At 68.7% G+C, this 15,699-nt stretch carries 17 protein-coding genes; 8 read left to right on the top strand and 9 right to left on the bottom strand.

Features of this window, described 5'->3' with window-relative positions; all coding sequences use genetic code 11:
- Positions 1 to 21 precede the first annotated feature (21 nt).
- Genes ABZX92_RS19110 through ABZX92_RS19085 form a run of 6 tightly spaced genes read right to left on the bottom strand, consistent with a single transcriptional unit; the run spans position 22 to position 6,532 of the window.
- A complete protein-coding gene (locus ABZX92_RS19110; RefSeq protein WP_355560743.1) occupies positions 22 to 1,734 on the bottom strand; it encodes an FAD-dependent monooxygenase in 1,713 nt (570 codons plus the stop codon).
- Positions 1,731 to 2,654, bottom strand: coding sequence for an amidohydrolase family protein (locus ABZX92_RS19105; RefSeq protein ID WP_355560740.1), 924 nt, complete (start codon positions 2,652 to 2,654; stop codon positions 1,731 to 1,733). Before ABZX92_RS19105 ends, ABZX92_RS19110 begins: the two co-directional genes overlap by 4 nt.
- Positions 2,651 to 2,986, bottom strand: coding sequence for a DoxX family protein (locus ABZX92_RS19100; RefSeq protein WP_355560737.1), 336 nt, complete (start codon positions 2,984 to 2,986; stop codon positions 2,651 to 2,653). The genes ABZX92_RS19105 and ABZX92_RS19100 overlap by 4 nt, the downstream gene beginning before the upstream one ends.
- Positions 2,983 to 4,551: an AMP-binding protein gene (locus ABZX92_RS19095; RefSeq protein ID WP_355560734.1), complete on the bottom strand. Its 1,569-nt coding sequence runs from the start codon at positions 4,549 to 4,551 to the stop codon at positions 2,983 to 2,985. The genes ABZX92_RS19100 and ABZX92_RS19095 overlap by 4 nt, the downstream gene beginning before the upstream one ends.
- Positions 4,548 to 5,426: a fumarylacetoacetate hydrolase family protein gene (locus tag ABZX92_RS19090; protein ID WP_355560731.1), complete on the bottom strand. Its 879-nt coding sequence runs from the start codon at positions 5,424 to 5,426 to the stop codon at positions 4,548 to 4,550. Before ABZX92_RS19090 ends, ABZX92_RS19095 begins: the two co-directional genes overlap by 4 nt.
- Entirely contained in the window at positions 5,423 to 6,532 is a 1,110-nt protein-coding gene (locus ABZX92_RS19085; RefSeq protein ID WP_355560728.1) for a VOC family protein, read from the bottom strand. Before ABZX92_RS19085 ends, ABZX92_RS19090 begins: the two co-directional genes overlap by 4 nt.
- Positions 6,533 to 6,631: 99 nt before the next feature.
- On the opposite strand from ABZX92_RS19085, the gene ABZX92_RS19080 reads away from it, so the two are divergent.
- On the top strand, positions 6,632 to 7,255 hold the full coding sequence (locus ABZX92_RS19080; RefSeq protein ID WP_355560726.1) for a TetR/AcrR family transcriptional regulator: 624 nt from the start codon (positions 6,632 to 6,634) through the stop codon (positions 7,253 to 7,255).
- Here the strand turns inward: ABZX92_RS19080 and ABZX92_RS19075 are convergent.
- On the bottom strand, positions 7,244 to 7,810 hold the full coding sequence (locus ABZX92_RS19075) for an AAA family ATPase (protein ID WP_355560723.1): 567 nt from the start codon (positions 7,808 to 7,810) through the stop codon (positions 7,244 to 7,246). The genes ABZX92_RS19080 and ABZX92_RS19075 overlap by 12 nt on opposite strands.
- Positions 7,811 to 7,819: 9 nt before the next feature.
- Positions 7,820 to 9,730, bottom strand: a complete 1,911-nt coding sequence (locus tag ABZX92_RS19070) for a potassium transporter Kup (RefSeq protein WP_355560720.1) — start codon at positions 9,728 to 9,730, stop codon at positions 7,820 to 7,822.
- A gap of 142 nt (positions 9,731 to 9,872) precedes the next feature.
- Here ABZX92_RS19070 and ABZX92_RS19065 point away from each other — a divergent pair, with 142 nt between their 5' ends.
- The 6 genes from ABZX92_RS19065 (at position 9,873) to ABZX92_RS19040 (ending at position 15,204) form a co-directional block, all read left to right on the top strand.
- Complete coding sequence (locus ABZX92_RS19065) at positions 9,873 to 10,154, top strand: metal-sensitive transcriptional regulator (RefSeq protein ID WP_045310143.1); 282 nt, start codon at positions 9,873 to 9,875, stop codon at positions 10,152 to 10,154.
- 18 nt (positions 10,155 to 10,172) lie between these two features.
- Positions 10,173 to 10,382, top strand: a complete 210-nt coding sequence (locus tag ABZX92_RS19060; RefSeq protein ID WP_355560717.1) for a heavy-metal-associated domain-containing protein — start codon at positions 10,173 to 10,175, stop codon at positions 10,380 to 10,382.
- A gap of 3 nt (positions 10,383 to 10,385) precedes the next feature.
- Entirely contained in the window at positions 10,386 to 11,216 is an 831-nt protein-coding gene (locus tag ABZX92_RS19055) for a hypothetical protein (protein WP_355560714.1), read from the top strand.
- On the top strand, positions 11,206 to 13,392 hold the full coding sequence (locus ABZX92_RS19050) for a heavy metal translocating P-type ATPase (RefSeq protein WP_355560711.1): 2,187 nt from the start codon (positions 11,206 to 11,208) through the stop codon (positions 13,390 to 13,392). Before ABZX92_RS19055 ends, ABZX92_RS19050 begins: the two co-directional genes overlap by 11 nt.
- Before the next feature lie 64 nt (positions 13,393 to 13,456).
- Positions 13,457 to 14,296: a GDSL-type esterase/lipase family protein gene (locus tag ABZX92_RS19045; RefSeq protein ID WP_355560709.1), complete on the top strand. Its 840-nt coding sequence runs from the start codon at positions 13,457 to 13,459 to the stop codon at positions 14,294 to 14,296.
- A gap of 62 nt (positions 14,297 to 14,358) precedes the next feature.
- Positions 14,359 to 15,204, top strand: coding sequence for a GDSL-type esterase/lipase family protein (locus ABZX92_RS19040; RefSeq protein ID WP_355560706.1), 846 nt, complete (start codon positions 14,359 to 14,361; stop codon positions 15,202 to 15,204).
- Here the strand turns inward: ABZX92_RS19040 and ABZX92_RS19035 are convergent.
- On the bottom strand, positions 15,165 to 15,374 hold the full coding sequence (locus tag ABZX92_RS19035; RefSeq protein WP_355560703.1) for a hypothetical protein: 210 nt from the start codon (positions 15,372 to 15,374) through the stop codon (positions 15,165 to 15,167). The two genes, ABZX92_RS19040 and ABZX92_RS19035, sit on opposite strands and share 40 nt — an antisense overlap.
- A gap of 107 nt (positions 15,375 to 15,481) precedes the next feature.
- Between ABZX92_RS19035 and ABZX92_RS19030 the strand changes: the two genes are divergently transcribed.
- Positions 15,482 to 15,699: hypothetical protein (locus ABZX92_RS19030; protein WP_355560700.1), on the top strand; the 218-nt coding region annotated here is incomplete at its 3' end.

Raw genomic sequence — 15,699 nt, 5'->3', positions numbered from 1 at the left:
AGCCGCTGTGGCCGCAACTGCTCAGCGGCCGAGGATTCTGGTCAGCGTTTCGACCAGTTCCGCGGCGGGGTTCGCGGTCTCCCCCGTTGATCGCCAGGCCACGAACCGATCAGGGCGCACCAGGATCGCGCCTCGATCCGTGATCCCGCGGTACCGTGCCCACTGCGAGCGCGGGTCCAGGTGGTCTCCGTCGAGGTGACCGATCCTGACCGCGTCGACCGGCACGCCGAGGCTCGCCGCCGCCTTCGCCGCAGCCGCGAGCCAGTCGTGACCCTGCTCTCCTGCGATGAGCAGGAAATGGCCGGGCCGCACCAGGTCCATCACCGGGACCCCGTCGTCGAGCCACGCGTGCGGCAGCGGATGCCCCGGTCGAGTTCCCGGTTGGTAGAGGCGGATCGGGTCCGGGTTGTGCGGCGGTTCGGTCCAGTCGCCGACGATCGCGGCCGACTCGTAGGTGTAGCCGTACTCGACGTTGTGCTCGTCGAACTCCATCGACTGGCTGGCGACCGCGCGCCTCGCCTCCTCGCTCCGGTCACCCCACACCCGCCGCAGCGCCGCCCAGTTATCCTCTTCGGTCTGCTCCGGGCTGAGGCCGAGCGTCTGGGTGGTCACGAGGTGGTTGAGAGCGTTCTCAACGGCCCGTTGCACGTTGCGTGCGGTGGTGGGCTTGCGTTCGGGCTCGTAGGTGTCGAGAAGCGCGTCGCTGGACTGTCCGTTGAGGACGGCGGCGAGCTTCCAGCAGAGGTTGTGCGCGTCCTGCACGGCCGCGTTCAGGCCGAGGCCGCCCGTCGGAGGGTGGCGGTGGGCGGCGTCGCCGAGCAGGAACACCCTGCCGTCGCGGAACCTGTCCGCCACCACGCCCTCGATCGACCAGCGGGTCACCATGTGGATCTCGTAGACGTCGATGCCGAGTGCCTTGCGCATGTCGGCTTCCACCGCGGCGTCGTCGTGCGCACGTTCGTCGTCGGCGCGGTAGTTGAGGTGGAAGATCCACTCCTCGGAGTCGGGGCCCCACTTGTTCGGACCCGCGGGTGCCAGCACGCCGCCGAGTCCCAGCTGGGGCAGGGAGAGCCAGCGGATCAGCACCTCGGGATCGCGCGCCCACTGCGAGAGGTCAGCGCTGAGGTGGAACGTGACCACGCGGGCGACGTCGCGGTGGCCCTCCATCGTGACGCCGATCGCCGGGCCGACCGTGCGGCCGCCGTCGCAGCCGAGCAGGTAGCGGCTGTGCACCTGGTAGGTCTCGCCGGTGTCCTTGTCCAGAATCGTCGCGGTGACGCCGTCCTCGCCCTGACTGATAGCGGTCACATCGTGGTTGAACCGGACGGTGCCGAGCTCTTCCGCGCGCTGCTTGAGGATCGGTTCGAGGCGGATCTGCGGCAGGTTCGCCGGCAGGCACGCGCTGGCCGCCGCCCACGCCGGGTTCTGCCCGCCCGCACCCCAGCACTCGATCTTGCCGAACTCGCGGCCGAAGTCCGGGTCGTCGCCGCGCAGCCCGGCGTACCAGGCGGTGTGCGACATCTGCCGCGCCGGCGTGCCGCGCTCGTAGACGGCGTCCGCGATGCCGAGGTCGCGGAAGATCTCCATCGTGCGCTGGTTGAGGTAGTGCGCCTTGGGCAACGCGCTCGTGCCGGGCCTCGCGTTCACCAGCAGCGTGTCGATGCCGAGCTGGGACAACAGGATCGAGGCCGTGAGTCCGGCGCCGCCTCCGCCCACGATGAGAACGTCGGTCACGACTGTCCTTTCAGACGCGGGAACAGGGCCTCGGAGTTGCCGCGGTCGATCGCGGCCCGCAGCGCCGGGTCGAGCGGGTACTTCTCGTACAGGCCGTTGATCGCGTCCACCGCGATCGGCGGAGCGAACGGGAAGTCGCTGCCGTAGGTGATGTGGTCCGGATCGGCGACTTCCAGCAGACTCGGCAGTGCGGCGGGCGTCGCCGAGAGCGCGATGTCGAAGTAGAACCGCTTCAGCACGTCCAGACTGGGCGCCAGTCCCTCCCTCGCCATCGTCAGCAGGATCCGGTAGGCGATGTAGGGGACGAACCCACCGGCGTGCGCGAGGATGAACTTGATGTTCGCGCACCGCTCCATCGCGCCGGACAGGATGAGGCTGATCGCCGTGCGGGTGGTGTCGAGCAGGAAGTCCGCGGTGAACCCCGGGATGCCGGGCACCGGTTCCGCCGGCAGCTCGCCGGGGTGCACGAACACGGCCGTACCGCGTTCGTGCAGGAACTCCAGCAACGGCAGGAAAGTCTCGTCGCCCAGGTAACGGCCCTCGTAGTTGGCGAGCAGCACGATGCCGTCGGCCTGGAGGACGTCCAGGGCGTACTCGGCTTCCTCGATCGCGCTGTCCACGTCGGGCATCGGCAGCGTGGCGAAGAAGCCGAACCGGCCGGGGTGGCGGTCGCGCAGGTCGGCGCAGTAGATGTTGATCTCCCGGGCCCAGCGGCAGGCCTCGGCGACATCGCCGAAGTACACGCCCGGCGTGGAGAGCGAGAGGATGCCGGTCTGGATGCCGTGACCGTCCATGAACTCCAGGGCGGCGCTCTCCGACCAGGTCGGGACGTCCACGCCGCCGGGCTTGATTCCCTTTTCCCTCAACCACTCCGCGTAACGAGGCGGGACGATGTGCTGATGCGTGTCGATGCGGTTCACAGCAGTACCACCAGATATCCGATGACGAGCAGCGCGCACACGAGGGCCGGTGCGATCTGCTGGAGGGCGTGTTGGTTGCGCAGGTGCGTGATCAGCGCGCCCGCGAGGAGCAGCAGAAGGCCTGCTCCCGCAAGGCCACCGAGCAGCGGTAGGGCCAGACCGGCGAGGACACCGGCCGCGCCCGCGAGTTCCAGAGCGCCGATACCTCGGTAGGCGCTGACGGAGAAACCCGAGTGGGTGGCCAGCTCGCGTGCCATGGGCAGGGCGAGCAGCTTGGCGGTTCCCAGCGCGATGAAGATGAGGGCGACGAGAACGGCGAACGCGATGGTCATTTGAGCCTCCAAGCCACCGTGTGCTGCTCCAGCGCGGACATCGCTTCCGCTGCGGCCAGGACGACGACGGTTCCGTTTTCGATCACGACCTCGACGTCGAGGTCGTGCAGGGCGCGGCGGGTGGCGTCGGCCCTCAGCTCCACCTTGTAGGGCTTGCCGACGGCCGTCAGCGGTAGTGCGTCCAGCACCACGATCTCCTTGGGAGCAGCCGCCTTCTCCGGCACCCGCTCCCCTGCCCACGCCCGCAACTCCTCAGGCGTGACGTCACCGGCGAGCGTCACGTAGGCGACCGGGACCTCGCCCGCGTGCTGATCCGGCCGTCCCACCGCGCTCGCCGCCATCACCGCCGGGTGGCACAGAAGCGCGTCCTCGATCACCGCCGGGTCGATGTTGTGGCCACCGCGCACGATCAGGTCCTTGGCCCGGCCGGAAAGCCGGACGAACCCGTCGTCGTCGACACTCGCCAGATCACCCGTGTCCAGCCACTCCCCCGGTGGTTCCAGCTCACCAGGGCTCTTCACGTAGCCCGCGAACACGGTCGGGCCGCTGATCGCGAGCACGCCATCCCGCACGTTCACCTGCTGATACGGCAGGCGCTGGCCGACTGAGCCCGGCCTCGGCGCGTCCGGGAAGCTCCGCGCGCTGGCACACGTCGCCTCGGTGAGCCCGTAGCCCTCGACCAGCGGAACCCCGGTGTGCGACTCGAAGGCTTTCCGGACAGCGGGCGGGAGTGGTGCGGCACCGACCATCGCGAACCGGAAGCTGCTGATGTCGGCGTTCACCGGGCACTGCGCCAGCACCGCGTAGACCGTCGGAACGGCGCTCATCGTCGTGATCCGGTAGCGCTCGACGAGCTGCCAGAACTCCCCGTACAGCGCGGGATCGCGGTAGCCGAGCGGACCGGCCCACACCACGTGCTGGCCCTTGAACAACGGCGTGAGCAGCGTGACGATGAGCGCGTTCACGTGGAACAACGGCAGCGCCGCGAACAGCACGGCGTCCTCGTCCAGCAGCTCGTTCGCCGCGAGCATCCAGGAGTTCGCGACCTCGTTGGCGTGGGTGTGCGCGGCGAGCTTCGGCGCTCCGGTCGTGCCGCCGGTGTGGAAGTACGCCGCGAGGTCTGAACTCTTCGGCAGCTCACCGTCGTATGTGGACGGTCCAGGATCGCTGAGGTCAGGTACACGAGCGCCAGAACGGGCGAGCAGCTCGCTGACGTGCTCATCCGACAACGCCGGGTTGATCGGCATGGCGATCCCGACCAGCTGCGCGGCGAGGATTGCGGGAACCATCACCCTGCGGTCGTCCGACATCAGCGCGATGGCGTCGCCACGCAGGAAACCCTGACGCCGGAACGAGTTCGCGTAGCCGTGAACGTGCCGGAGCAGGTCGCCGAACGTCCATGTCACGTCCGGCAGGAACGTGATCGCCTTGCGGTGCGGCCACAGGTCGGCGGCGCGCTTCAGCAGCGCGAAGGTGGAGTCGGGCAGGCCGCGGTCGGCCAGCGGCACCGACTCGATCTCGGCGAGGTCCTCGGGCGCGGAGTAGCGCGGCCACAACGTGCTCATGCCCGCACCACCGTGCGCTGGCGCCCCAGGTCGAGCTTGCCGTCGTCGGTACCGATGGCGATCTCGACGACGTCGCCGTCCTTGAGGTACTTGGGGTTCTTCGCCTGGGACTTGAAGAACATCCGCCACCTGGTCGCGGCGGGCAGCAGCGAGCCGATCAGCTGCATGGGCTTGGCCGGCGCGCTCAATGCCGTGCCAACGGGCGTTCCGGTGAGCACGAGATCGCCCGGATCGAGCCGTTGGAACCGTGTTAGCGCGCGCAATGCCTGTGCCGGCGGACAGATCATGTCGTCCGCGGTCATGTCCTGACGGAGCTCGCCGTTGACCCACAGCCGCAGCCGCAGGTCCGCGAACCTGTCGAACTCGCCGGCGTCGAGCAGCACCAGCACCGGGCCGGTCGGCGTGAACGTCGGATACGACTTCGACTCGTAGAACTGGGTTTTCGGCAGCTGCAGGTCGCGGGCGGAGACGTCGTTGGTGATCACCAACCCGGCGATCTGGTTGTCAGAGCCCATGACCAGGCCGATCTCCGCCTCGTAGTCGAGCAGGCGGACGTGCGACGGCTTCACGACGTCGTCGTGCGGACCGCTGATCGAGCCGGACGACTTGCGGAAGAACGTCAGCGGCGTGCTCCGGGGGTCCAGCCCGGTGTCGACGACGTGCGACACGTAGTTGGTCATCTGCGCGACCACCCGGCACGGCGCGGTGACCGGCGAGAGCAGCTCCAGCTCGTCTACCCGGACCGGCGAGCCGACCGTGGTGATCGTGCCCGTCAGCAGTTCGCCGGTCGTGCGGGCGGCGGTGTCGATTCGCCGGGCGCCGTTCGCGGTCGCGACCCACCACGCGTCGGCGGTGCGCAGGATCGAGGTGCTCATGAGGTCGCCACTTTCAGCATGCCTCGCAGGCGATGCAGGTCGAATTCGTTGTCCTCGCGCAGCCCTCTGGCCACGGCGATCAGCTCGGCCGGGCGGACGCCGAGGAAGTCGTTGGTGGCGGGCGGTCCCCACTGGGCCAGACCGGACGCCGTCATCGGCGCCCAGCCCGGTTCGAGCGTGCAGTCGAACAGGTCGCCGTCGGTGAAGTGCTCGACCAGGAACCCGTCCGGGTCACGCCAGTAGTCGAACAGCTGACTGCCCTGGATGTGCCGGCCGATCCCCCACGACCGCCGGTACCCGTGGTCGAGCAGGTACTCACCACCCGCCGCGAGCGCGTCGAGGTCCGCGACCTGGTACGCCGAGTGCACGTACCTGTTGGCAGGGCCCAAGGTGAGCGCCAGCGTGTGGTGGTCGGACGGCACGCTGCCGCGGTCGCAGCGGATGAAGCTCATCACCGGCCCGCGCTCGCGTTGACCCGGGTAGAACAGGAAATCGCTGACGATCAGACCGAGGTGCCGCAGGTACCAGTCGAGGACCTCGCGGTACCGGGTGGTCTGGATGACGACGTGCCCGAGCCGCCGCACCCGCGCAGGCTCGCGAGCGGGCCGTTGCAGAGCGTTCACACGGGTAGTCGAGGTTCCGGCGTTGATCGTGAGCGGCGTCTGCGCGGGCAACGCGGGCAGGTCGTGCATGTCCGCCACGACCCTGACCGGCAACCCGCTCGGGTCCGTGACCGTCGCGCCCACGCCGCCGATGCTCTCCGGCAGCCTGTCAAGGCTCACACCTGCGACGTCGGCGAGTCGCAGCACGTCACGACCATCAGCGGCCCGGAACGCAGGTCCCAGGAACCGTTCGCGCGGCCCCTTGCGGATGAGCACGCACGGCGCACCGGGATCCGTACCGCGCAGCTGCAGCTCGGAGTCGGTGCGCAGCGCTGTGGTGAACCCGAACGCCGTCCCGAACTCCTCGGCTTTGCGCAGGTCGGGCTTGGTGAACTCGAGCCACGCCAGGTCGTGCGCCTTGATGATCGGATCACGGACCCGGCCGGGGTGCTCGCCGGGCAGCGCGCCCTGCTCGCTGTGCAGCCCGGCATGTGGATCGCTCATCACCACTCCCTTCTGACGAAATCCTCAGTTACGAACACCTCATCAGTCAAGCAGATTCTGAGGATTTCGTCAGTAGTGACGTTCAGCTAGGCTGTTCGAGTGACCGAGAACCGTCTGGAGCGCCGCAAGGCCCGCACCCGTGCCGCGCTGATCCGCGCCGCGCAGGACTTCATCGCGAACGGGAAGCTCAACGCCCCGATCCTGGAGATCACGCAGAGCGCGGACGTCGGGATGGGCTCGTTCTACAACCACTTCGAGAGCAAGGAGGACCTGTTCCACGCGGCTCTCGAAGACGCGCTGGACACGTTCGGGCAGGTGCTCGACGGGCTGACCGGCGACCTCGACGACACCGCGCACGTCTTCGCGCAGAGTTTCCGGCTCACCGGACGTCTGCACAGGCGACTACCGGAGCTCAGCAAGGTGTTGCTGCACAACGGTTTCGAGCTGACCAAGTCGGGCAGGGGCCTGGCCCCGCGGGCACGCAGGGACATCGACGCGGCGCTCGCGGCCGGCCGGTTCACCGTCGCGGACGCGGAGATGGCGCTGGTGGTCGTCGCGGGCGCGGTGCTGGCACTCGGCCAGCTCCTGCACGCCGAACCCGAGCGCGACGACGCGGCGGCGACCGACCAGGTCACCGAGGACCTGTTGCGAATGCTGGGAGTTCCGCCGGACGAGGCCCGCGACATCAGCCGCAGGCCGCTGCCCGACATGTCAGTCGCCTAGCGCGTCCAGGACCCGTTTCACCGAGCTGTCAACAGTCTCCACAGCCGAGTCGAGCACCAGGTGGTCGTCCTCCCACGGCTCCCACAGGCCGCGCATGCGCTCGACGTGCGTCCACGGAACCGTTGGGTACCAACCAGGAATGCCTCGCGACCGGCCCTCGACGCGTGACCGGTGCACGCCTTCGTCCGAGCACACGCACTCGACGCCGACGAACACGCCACCAAGCCGTTCGACGAGCTCACGCACCTGTGCGCGGGCTTCCCGGGTGTGCCCGGCCACGTCGACGATCACGTCGACACCGAGCTGCACGTGCCGGGCGATCAACGCGACGATGTTCAGGTCCACCAACGCTCGCGCGGTCTCGTCGCTCAGCTCGGGGAACTGCGTCAAGGTGCCCTGCACCCAGTCCATCGAGACGATCGGCCTGCGCAGCGTGCGCGCCAGCGACTCCGCGAGCGTGCTCTTGCCGGTGCCGGGAATGCCCGCGATCAGCACCACCTTCGGGCTTTCGGTGGTCGGTTCCAGGTCCAGGTACCGCTGGTAGGCCTCGGTCATGCCCCTCAGCTAAACATCGATGTGGGCGCCCATGATCACTGTTCGCTCTCGGGGCAATCCGAAGTGCTCGGCGGCGTCCGCGGTGATGTAGGACGTGGCGACGAACAGCCGCTTGCGCCAGCCCGCCATCGTCGGCGCCTTACCGCGTTGCAGTTCGATCTTCGACAGGAAGTACCGCGCCTGGTCGAGGTTCAGCTCGCCCTCGGTCTGCGAGGGGTCCAGCAACGCCAGCGCGGCGGGCACGTCCGGCGTCTCCATGTACCCGAAGCGAGCGCTCACGTGGATGATGCCGTCGTCGGTGTAGCCGAGCTCGTCGACCTCGATCCGGCGGTCCAGGGGCACCCGTGGCACCGGCTCGGTCTCGATCGACACGACCACGACGCGTTCGTGCAGCACGTGGTTGTGCTCGACGTTCGCCCGCATCGCGAGCGGCGCGGTCTCCTTGCCGCGGTTGAGGAACACCGCCGTGCCCGGCACTCGCGTCGGCGACAGCTCGTGCAGCTCCTCGATGAACGCCTGCAGCGATCCTTCGGCTTCCCGGCGGTTCTTCGTGACGATCGCCCGCCCGCGCTGCCACGTCGTCATGACCGTGAACGCGGTGAGGGCGATCAGCAACGGCAGCCACGCGCCGTGCAGCAGCTTGGTCAGGTTCGCGGCGAGGAACAGCAGGTCGACGCCGAGCAGCACCACGCACCCGAGCGCGATCGCCCAGGCCGGCGCCTTGAACTTCAGCCGCGAGATGAACAGGAACAGCGTCGTCATGATCGTGATCGTGCCGGTCACCGCCATGCCGAACGCGAACGCCAGCGCCGCCGAGCTGCGGAACGCGAACACCAGCGTCAGCACCGACACCATCAACAGCCAGTTGATCCACGGCACGTAGATCTGCCCGATCGTCGACTCCGAGGTGTGCGCGATGCGCAACCGCGGCAGGTACCCGAGCTGCGCGGCCTGCGACGCCACCGAGTAGGCACCGGTGATCACGGCCTGCGAGGCGATCACGGTCGCCGCCGTCGCCAGCACGACCATGGGCCAGCGCCCCCATTCCGGCACGAGCAGGAAGAACGGCCCGCTGATGTTCTTCTCGTCCGCGAGGATCAGCGCGCCCTGCCCCAGGTAGCTGAGCACACAAGCGGGCAGCACCAGGAACAACCACCCACGCGCGATCGCCGGTCGGCCGAAGTGCCCCATGTCCGCGTAGAGCGCCTCGGCACCGGTCACCGCCAGCACGACCGCCGCCAGCGCGAAGAACGCGGTGCCGAAGTGCCCGAACAAGAACCCGAGCGCATATGTCGGTGACAACGCCCTGAGGATCTCCGGATGGCTCGCGATCCCCACGATCCCGGCCGCGCCGATCGCTGTGAACCACAGGATCATGATGGGCCCGAAGAACCGTCCGACCGCCGCGCTTCCCCTGCGCTGCACCAGGAACAGCCCCACGATGATCACCGCGGTGATCGGCACGACGAACCGCTCCAGCTCCGGCTCGACGACCTTCAGGCCCTCCACGGCGGACAGCACCGAGATCGCGGGCGTGATCATGCTGTCGCCGAAGAACAGGGCCGCGCCGAAGAGCCCCAGCCCCGCCAGCGTCGCCGCCGCCTTCCTGCCCTGCTTGGACTTCCACCGCCGCAGCAACGTGATCAGGGCCATGATGCCGCCCTCACCGTCGTTGTCGACGCGCATCGCCAGCATGATGTAGGTGATCGTCACGATGATCATGACCGACCAGAAGATCAGCGACACCACGCCGTAGACGTTGTCCACGCTCACGGGCACCGGGTGCGGGTCCGACGGGCTGAAGACCGTCTGGATCGTGTAGATCGGGCTGGTGCCGATGTCGCCGAACACGACACCGAGCGCGCCGACGATCACCGCCAGCCGGACCGTGTCGTGCGCGAGCTTCTGCCGATCTTCCACGATCGCAAGATAACCGCGGGACAGAGCATCCGCACCAGCAACCTTTGACATACCCATACCCCCCTAGGGTATAAATGCGCTGAGCCCACCGCTCCCCCGGCGTCACCAGCCGGCCGCGCGGTGGCCGGAGAAGGAGCGAGACATGCACGGCTACGCCGAGAACAAGGACGCCCACCTGCGCCGCCTCCGCCGGATCGAGGGGCAGGTCCGCGGACTGCAGCGGATGATCGAGAACGACGAGTACTGCATCGACGTGCTCACTCAGATCTCCGCCGCCACCAGGGCGTTGCAGGCGGTCTCACTGGGGCTGCTCGACGAGCACCTCAAGCACTGCGTGAGCCAGGCCATCAGCGAGGGCGGCACCGCGGCCGACGCGAAGATCGCGGAGGCCAGCGACGCCATCGCCCGCCTGGTCCGCTCCTAACCCGTGAGGAGATCGACCATGAGCGAGACCACGAACTACACCGTCACCGGCATGACCTGCGGCCATTGCGTCGCATCGGTCACCGAGGAGATCGCGCAGATCGGCGGTGTCAGCGAGGTGAGCGTTCACCTGGAGACCGGCAGGGTCACCGTCACCAGCACCGCACCGGTCGCGCTGGACGACGTGCGGGCCGCCGTCGCCGAGGCCGGCTACGAACTGGCGGGCTGAGCGATGAGGACCGGGTACAACGTCGCGCTCTACGGCGTGGCGCTGGCCGTGATCTTCGGCGGCACCTGGGCCGCCGGAGCCGCTGCCGGGCCGGCACCGAACCAGGAAACACCGATGGCGCAGCACAACGAGCACCGGGAGGAACCGGGCAGACTCCCACCGGGACTGTCCGTCTCGGACAACGGCTACACGCTCAAGCTGCACGAGAACTCCTCGCTCGGCTTCCACGTCAACGGACCGGACGGCAAGCCCGTCACCAGGTTCGACGTGGAGCACGAGAAGCGGCTGCACCTGGTCGTCGTCCGCCGCGACGGCTCGAACTTCCAGCACGTCCACCCGGAGATGGCACCGGACGGCATGTGGTCGGTGCCGCTCAAGCTCGACGAGGCGGGCAGCTACCGGGTGTTCGCCGACTTCAAGCCGGAAGGCGGCCCCAAGACCACGCTCGGCGCCGACATCCAGCAGGCCGGCGAGTACCAGCCGCGAACACACGAGATCAGTCGCACGTTCACCGTCGACGGCTACGAGGTAACCCTTCAGGGCGACCTCTCCGTCAACGCGGCGTCGACCGTGACCGTACAGATCAGCAGGAACGGTCAACCGGTCACCGACCTGCAGAACTACCTGGGCGCCAAGGGACACCTGGTCGCACTGAGGGCAGCCGACCTCGCCTACCTGCACGTGCACCCCGAGGACGGCGACCAGGTGAAGTTCGCGGTCGAGGTGCCGACAGACGGTACATACCGGCTGTTCCTGGACTTCCAGCACGAGAACAAGGTCCGCACGGCCGAGTTCACGCTCACAACGCACGAGGAGGGCGGTCATGGCCACTGAAACCATCGAAGTCTCGATCGGCGGCATGACCTGCGCTTCCTGCGCCGCGCGGATCGAGCGCAAGCTCAACAAGCTGGACGGCGTCGAGGCCTCGGTCAACTACGCGACCGAGAAGGCCCGCATCAGCTACGCGGGCGACCTCACCCCGGCCGACCTGGTGAAGGTCGTCGAGGACACCGGCTACACCGCCGAGCTCCCCGCCGCCGAGGAACCGGAGGAAGAACACGTCCCGACGAGCACGCTCAAGCAGCGGCTGATCACGTCGGTGGTGCTGGCCGTGCCGGTGATCGCGCTCGCGATGATCCCGGCGCTGCAGTTCACCTACTGGCAGTGGTTGTCGCTCGCCCTCGCCGGACCGGTCGTCACCTACGCCGCGTGGCCGTTCCACAAGGCGGCGTGGACGAACCTCAAGCACGGCGCCGCGACGATGGACACGCTGATCTCCATCGGTGTCGGCGCGGCGTTCCTGTGGTCGCTCTACGCGCTGTTCCTGGGCACCGCCGGCACACCAGGCATGACGCACGGGTTCACGTTCACCATCGAGCGGATGGCCGGCACCGGCAACATCTACCTCGAGGTCGCGGCGGGCGTCACGACGTTCATCCTGGCCGGTCGCTACTTCGAGGCACGGTCGAAGCGCCGCGCGGGAGCGGCGTTGAAAGCACTCCTCGAACTCGGCGCCAAGGATGTCGCGGTCCTCAAGGACGGCCGTGAGGTCCGGATCCCGACCGACCAGCTGAAGGTCGGCGACCGGTTCGTCGTGCGGCCGGGCGAGAAGATCGCCACCGACGGCGTCGTCGAGGAAGGCAGCTCCGCGGTCGACGCGAGCATGCTCACCGGCGAGTCCGTGCCGGTCGAGGTGCGGCCGGGCGACGCGGTCGTCGGGGCCACCGTCAACGCGGGCGGCAGGCTCGTCGTCAAGGCCACGAGGATCGGCTCGGACACCCAGCTCGCGCAGATGGCGAAGCTGGTCGAGGACGCCCAGAACGGCAAGGCCGAGGTGCAACGCCTGGCCGACCGGATCTCCGCGGTGTTCGTGCCGATCGTGATCGCTCTCGCCGTGGGCACACTGGGCTTCTGGCTCGGCACCGGCGGCGGCGCGGGCGCGGCGTTCACGGCCGCGGTCGCGGTGCTGATCATCGCCTGCCCGTGCGCACTGGGGCTGGCCACGCCGACCGCGCTGCTCGTCGGCACCGGACGCGGCGCCCAGCTCGGCATCCTGATCAAGGGGCCGGAGGTGCTGGAGTCCACCCGCCGCGTCGACACGGTCGTGCTCGACAAGACCGGAACCGTCACCGCGGGCCAGATGAGTCTGGTGAGCGTTCACACCACCGAGGACGAGGAAGAAGTCCTCAGGCTGGCGGGCGCGCTGGAACACGCTTCTGAGCACCCGATCGCCAGGGCCATCGTCAAGGCGGCGGGTGAGGTGCCGGCCGTCGAGGACTTCCAGAACGTCGAAGGTCTTGGCGTGCAAGGCGTTGTGAACGGTCACGCGGTGCTCGTCGGCCGCGCGGAGCTGCTCGACGACTGGAGCGTCCAGCTCGACCCGGCACTCACCGAGGCCAAGAAAGCCGCGGAAGGTCAGGGCCGGACAGCGGTGCTGGTCGCGTGGGACGGCAAGGCCCGCGCAGTCCTCGTCGTGGCGGACACCGTGAAGCCGACGTCGAAGGAAGCCGTCGCAGGGCTCAAGAAGCTCGGTTTGCGTCCTGTGTTGCTGACCGGTGACAACGAGGCAGCGGCACGAGCGGTCGCGGCCGAGGTCGGCATCGACGAGGTCATCGCCGAGGTGCTGCCCGCGGACAAGGTCGACGTCGTGAAGCGCCTGCAGGACGAGGGCCGCGTGGTCGCGATGGTCGGCGACGGCGTGAACGACGCCGCCGCGCTCGCCCAGGCCGACCTGGGCCTGGCGATGGGCACCGGCACGGACGTCGCGATCGAGGCCAGCGACCTCACACTGGTGCGCGGTGACCTCAACGCCGCGGTCGACGCGATCCGGCTGTCGAGGCGCACGCTCACAACGATCAAGGGCAACCTGTTCTGGGCATTCGCCTACAACGTCGCCGCTCTCCCGCTGGCGGCGCTCGGCCTGCTCAACCCGATGATCGCGGGTGCGGCGATGGCGTTCTCGTCGGTGTTCGTGGTGAGCAACAGCCTGCGCCTGCGCAGCTTCCGCTGACACGACCCTCACGGGCGGCCGCGTAACCTCGGCACATCCCTCTTCCGATTCCGCTGGAGCAGATGTGCCGAGGTTCGCCCTGGTCGTGGCGCTGCTGACGGCGCTGGCCGCATGCACCTCGACCCCGCCCGCACCCGCGCCGGCACCGACGTCGAGCAGCACCCGGCCACCGGCTCAGCAGCAGGTCTACGTGTCGATCGGCGACTCGTACGCGACCGGCCTCGCCCCCGGTGGGCCCGCGGAGAGCTTCGCCCAGATCGTGGCGAAGAAGTCCGATCTCAAGCTCCTCAACCTGGCCTGCAACGGCGCCACCTCCGCAGACCTCGCCACCAAACCCGCCTGCGGGCCCGACGCGGCCGGCCGGACCCAGCTCGACGCGGCCGTTGAGGCGTTGCGCGGCAAGAACACCGGGCTGGTCACCGTCGTGATCGGCGGCAACGACCTGGTGCCGTGCGCGGTGGCCCAGGACCCGGTGCAGTGCGCGTCCAGGACCGTCACCGACATCAGGACCAACGTCGCCGCCACGCTCACCCGGCTGCGGGAGGCCGCGCCGGACGTGAAGATCGTCGGACTGACCTACCCCGACGTCTTCCTCGGCGCCTGGGTGAACCCGTCCTTCCCCAACGGGAAGAACATCGCCCGTTTGTCCGTCACGATGTTCCAGGACTTCAACACCACGATCGCGGCCGAGTACGCGAAGTTCGGCGCCAAGTTCGCCGACGTCACCAGATCGACCGGTGCGTACAGCGACCTGGCCGAACTCACCCAGGACCCCAAATACGGCCAGATCCCCGCCTCGGTCGCCAAGGTGTGCACGCTCACATACTTCTGCGACCGCACCGACGTGCACCCGACCCCGGCGGGCCACCAGGCCATCGCGGACGCCGTCACCACTGCGGGCTGACAGCACTCTCACGGAGAGTTGCGTACCCTCGACACATCGGTGTCGAATGAGAAGGAGCCCGCGTGCCGAGGATTGCCCTGGTCGTGGTCCCGGTGGCGGCACTGCTGACGCTGACCGCGTGCACCGCGGCCCTGCCCGGCGCCGCTCCCGACACCGAGAGCGTCAAGCAGCCCGGCCAGCTCACGTACGTCTCGCTCGGCGACTCCTACGCCACGGGCTACGGACCTGGGGGAATCGGCGAGAGCTTCGCGCAGATCGTGGCCCGCCAGGAGAACCTGCACCTGCTCAACCTGGCCTGCAACGGCGCCACCTCCGCAGACCTCCTCACCCAGCCCGCGTGCGGGCCCGAGACCGAGGGCAGGACCCAGGTCGACGCGACCGTCGACGCGTTGCGCACCGGCGAGGTCGGCCTGGTCACGATGGTGATCGGCGCCAACGACCTGCTGGAGCCGTGCGCGGTGGCCGAGGACCCCGGCAGCTGCGCGACGGCGGCGGCCACCGACACCAAGAACAACATCGACACCATGCTCACGAAGATGCGCGCGGCGTCGCCGGACGTGAAGATCGTCGGACTGTCCTACCCGGACGTCTTCCTCGGCGCGTGGGTCAACCCGGAGTTCCCGAACGGCGAGGACGTCGCCCGCGCGTCGGTCAAGCTGTACGAGGACTTCAACGGCGAGATCGCCGCCGAGTACGCGAAGTTCGGCGCGAACTACGTCGACGTCACCAGCAGAACCGGTGGTTACGGCGCGCTGACCGACCTGACCCAGGACCCGAAGTACGGCGAGATCCCGTCACCGGTCGCCGAGGTGTGCACGCTCACCCACTACTGCGACCAGGGCGACGTGCACCCCACCCCGGCGGGCCATCAGGCGATCGCGGACGCGGTCATCGCCGCGGGTCGCTGAACTTCGCTCACATCGACCGGGACGAACTGGCCTGCGCAGGTGACGTCGATCCTCACCTCGCGGTCCTGCAGACCTGTCGCGATCTTCGCGGGCGTCCACTCCCCCAGCAGGTACTCGCGCTCGGACGCTTCCAGCGCTCGCGTTCCCAGTGATCGAAACCACGAGGGCAACCCGTGAACTGCGGGCAGGGTTGTCCCCGTATTACCCGAAAGCCTCTGTCGGTCGGCGGCGCCGGCTGACAGGCTCTGGAACCGTTGCCGCAGCGAGGAAGTGTTCGATGACAGTGCTCCCGCAAAGCATGGACGCCCTGCACCGGCTGAACGACGCCGTCGACGGGTTCCTCCGCAGTGAGAAGGAGTTCAACCTCACCGATCCCGCGACGCACATGCTGGTCGGCGGCCGCTTCCGCACGCTGGGCACGCGGATCGGCGGGTGGCTGTCGAACACCGAGATCGGTTCGAGCTCCGCCAGAACGTTCTCCAGGCGGACGGTGTT

Origin of the sequence: Lentzea sp. NPDC006480, from assembly GCF_040611995.1 — a bacterium.
Classification (GTDB): Bacteria; Actinomycetota; Actinomycetes; order Mycobacteriales; family Pseudonocardiaceae; genus Lentzea.
This window is presented reverse-complemented; position numbering and strand designations above follow the sequence as displayed.

Bases quoted from the DNA above. Each gene is read 5' to 3' on its own strand.
- ABZX92_RS19100 (WP_355560737.1), bottom strand. From the start codon at position 2,986: ATGACCATCGCGTTCGCCGTTCTCGTCGCCCTCATCTTCATCGCGCTG.
- ABZX92_RS19095 (WP_355560734.1), bottom strand. From the start codon at position 4,551: ATGAGCACGTTGTGGCCGCGCTACTCCGCGCCCGAGGACCTCGCCGAG.
- ABZX92_RS19090 (WP_355560731.1), bottom strand. From the start codon at position 5,426: ATGAGCACCTCGATCCTGCGCACCGCCGACGCGTGGTGGGTCGCGACC.
- ABZX92_RS19085 (WP_355560728.1), bottom strand. From the start codon at position 6,532: ATGAGCGATCCACATGCCGGGCTGCACAGCGAGCAGGGCGCGCTGCCC.
- ABZX92_RS19075 (WP_355560723.1), bottom strand. From the start codon at position 7,810: ATGACCGAGGCCTACCAGCGGTACCTGGACCTGGAACCGACCACCGAA.
- ABZX92_RS19065 (WP_045310143.1), top strand. From the start codon at position 9,873: ATGCACGGCTACGCCGAGAACAAGGACGCCCACCTGCGCCGCCTCCGC.
- ABZX92_RS19060 (WP_355560717.1), top strand. From the start codon at position 10,173: ATGAGCGAGACCACGAACTACACCGTCACCGGCATGACCTGCGGCCAT.
- ABZX92_RS19055 (WP_355560714.1), top strand. From the start codon at position 10,386: ATGAGGACCGGGTACAACGTCGCGCTCTACGGCGTGGCGCTGGCCGTG.
- ABZX92_RS19050 (WP_355560711.1), top strand. From the start codon at position 11,206: ATGGCCACTGAAACCATCGAAGTCTCGATCGGCGGCATGACCTGCGCT.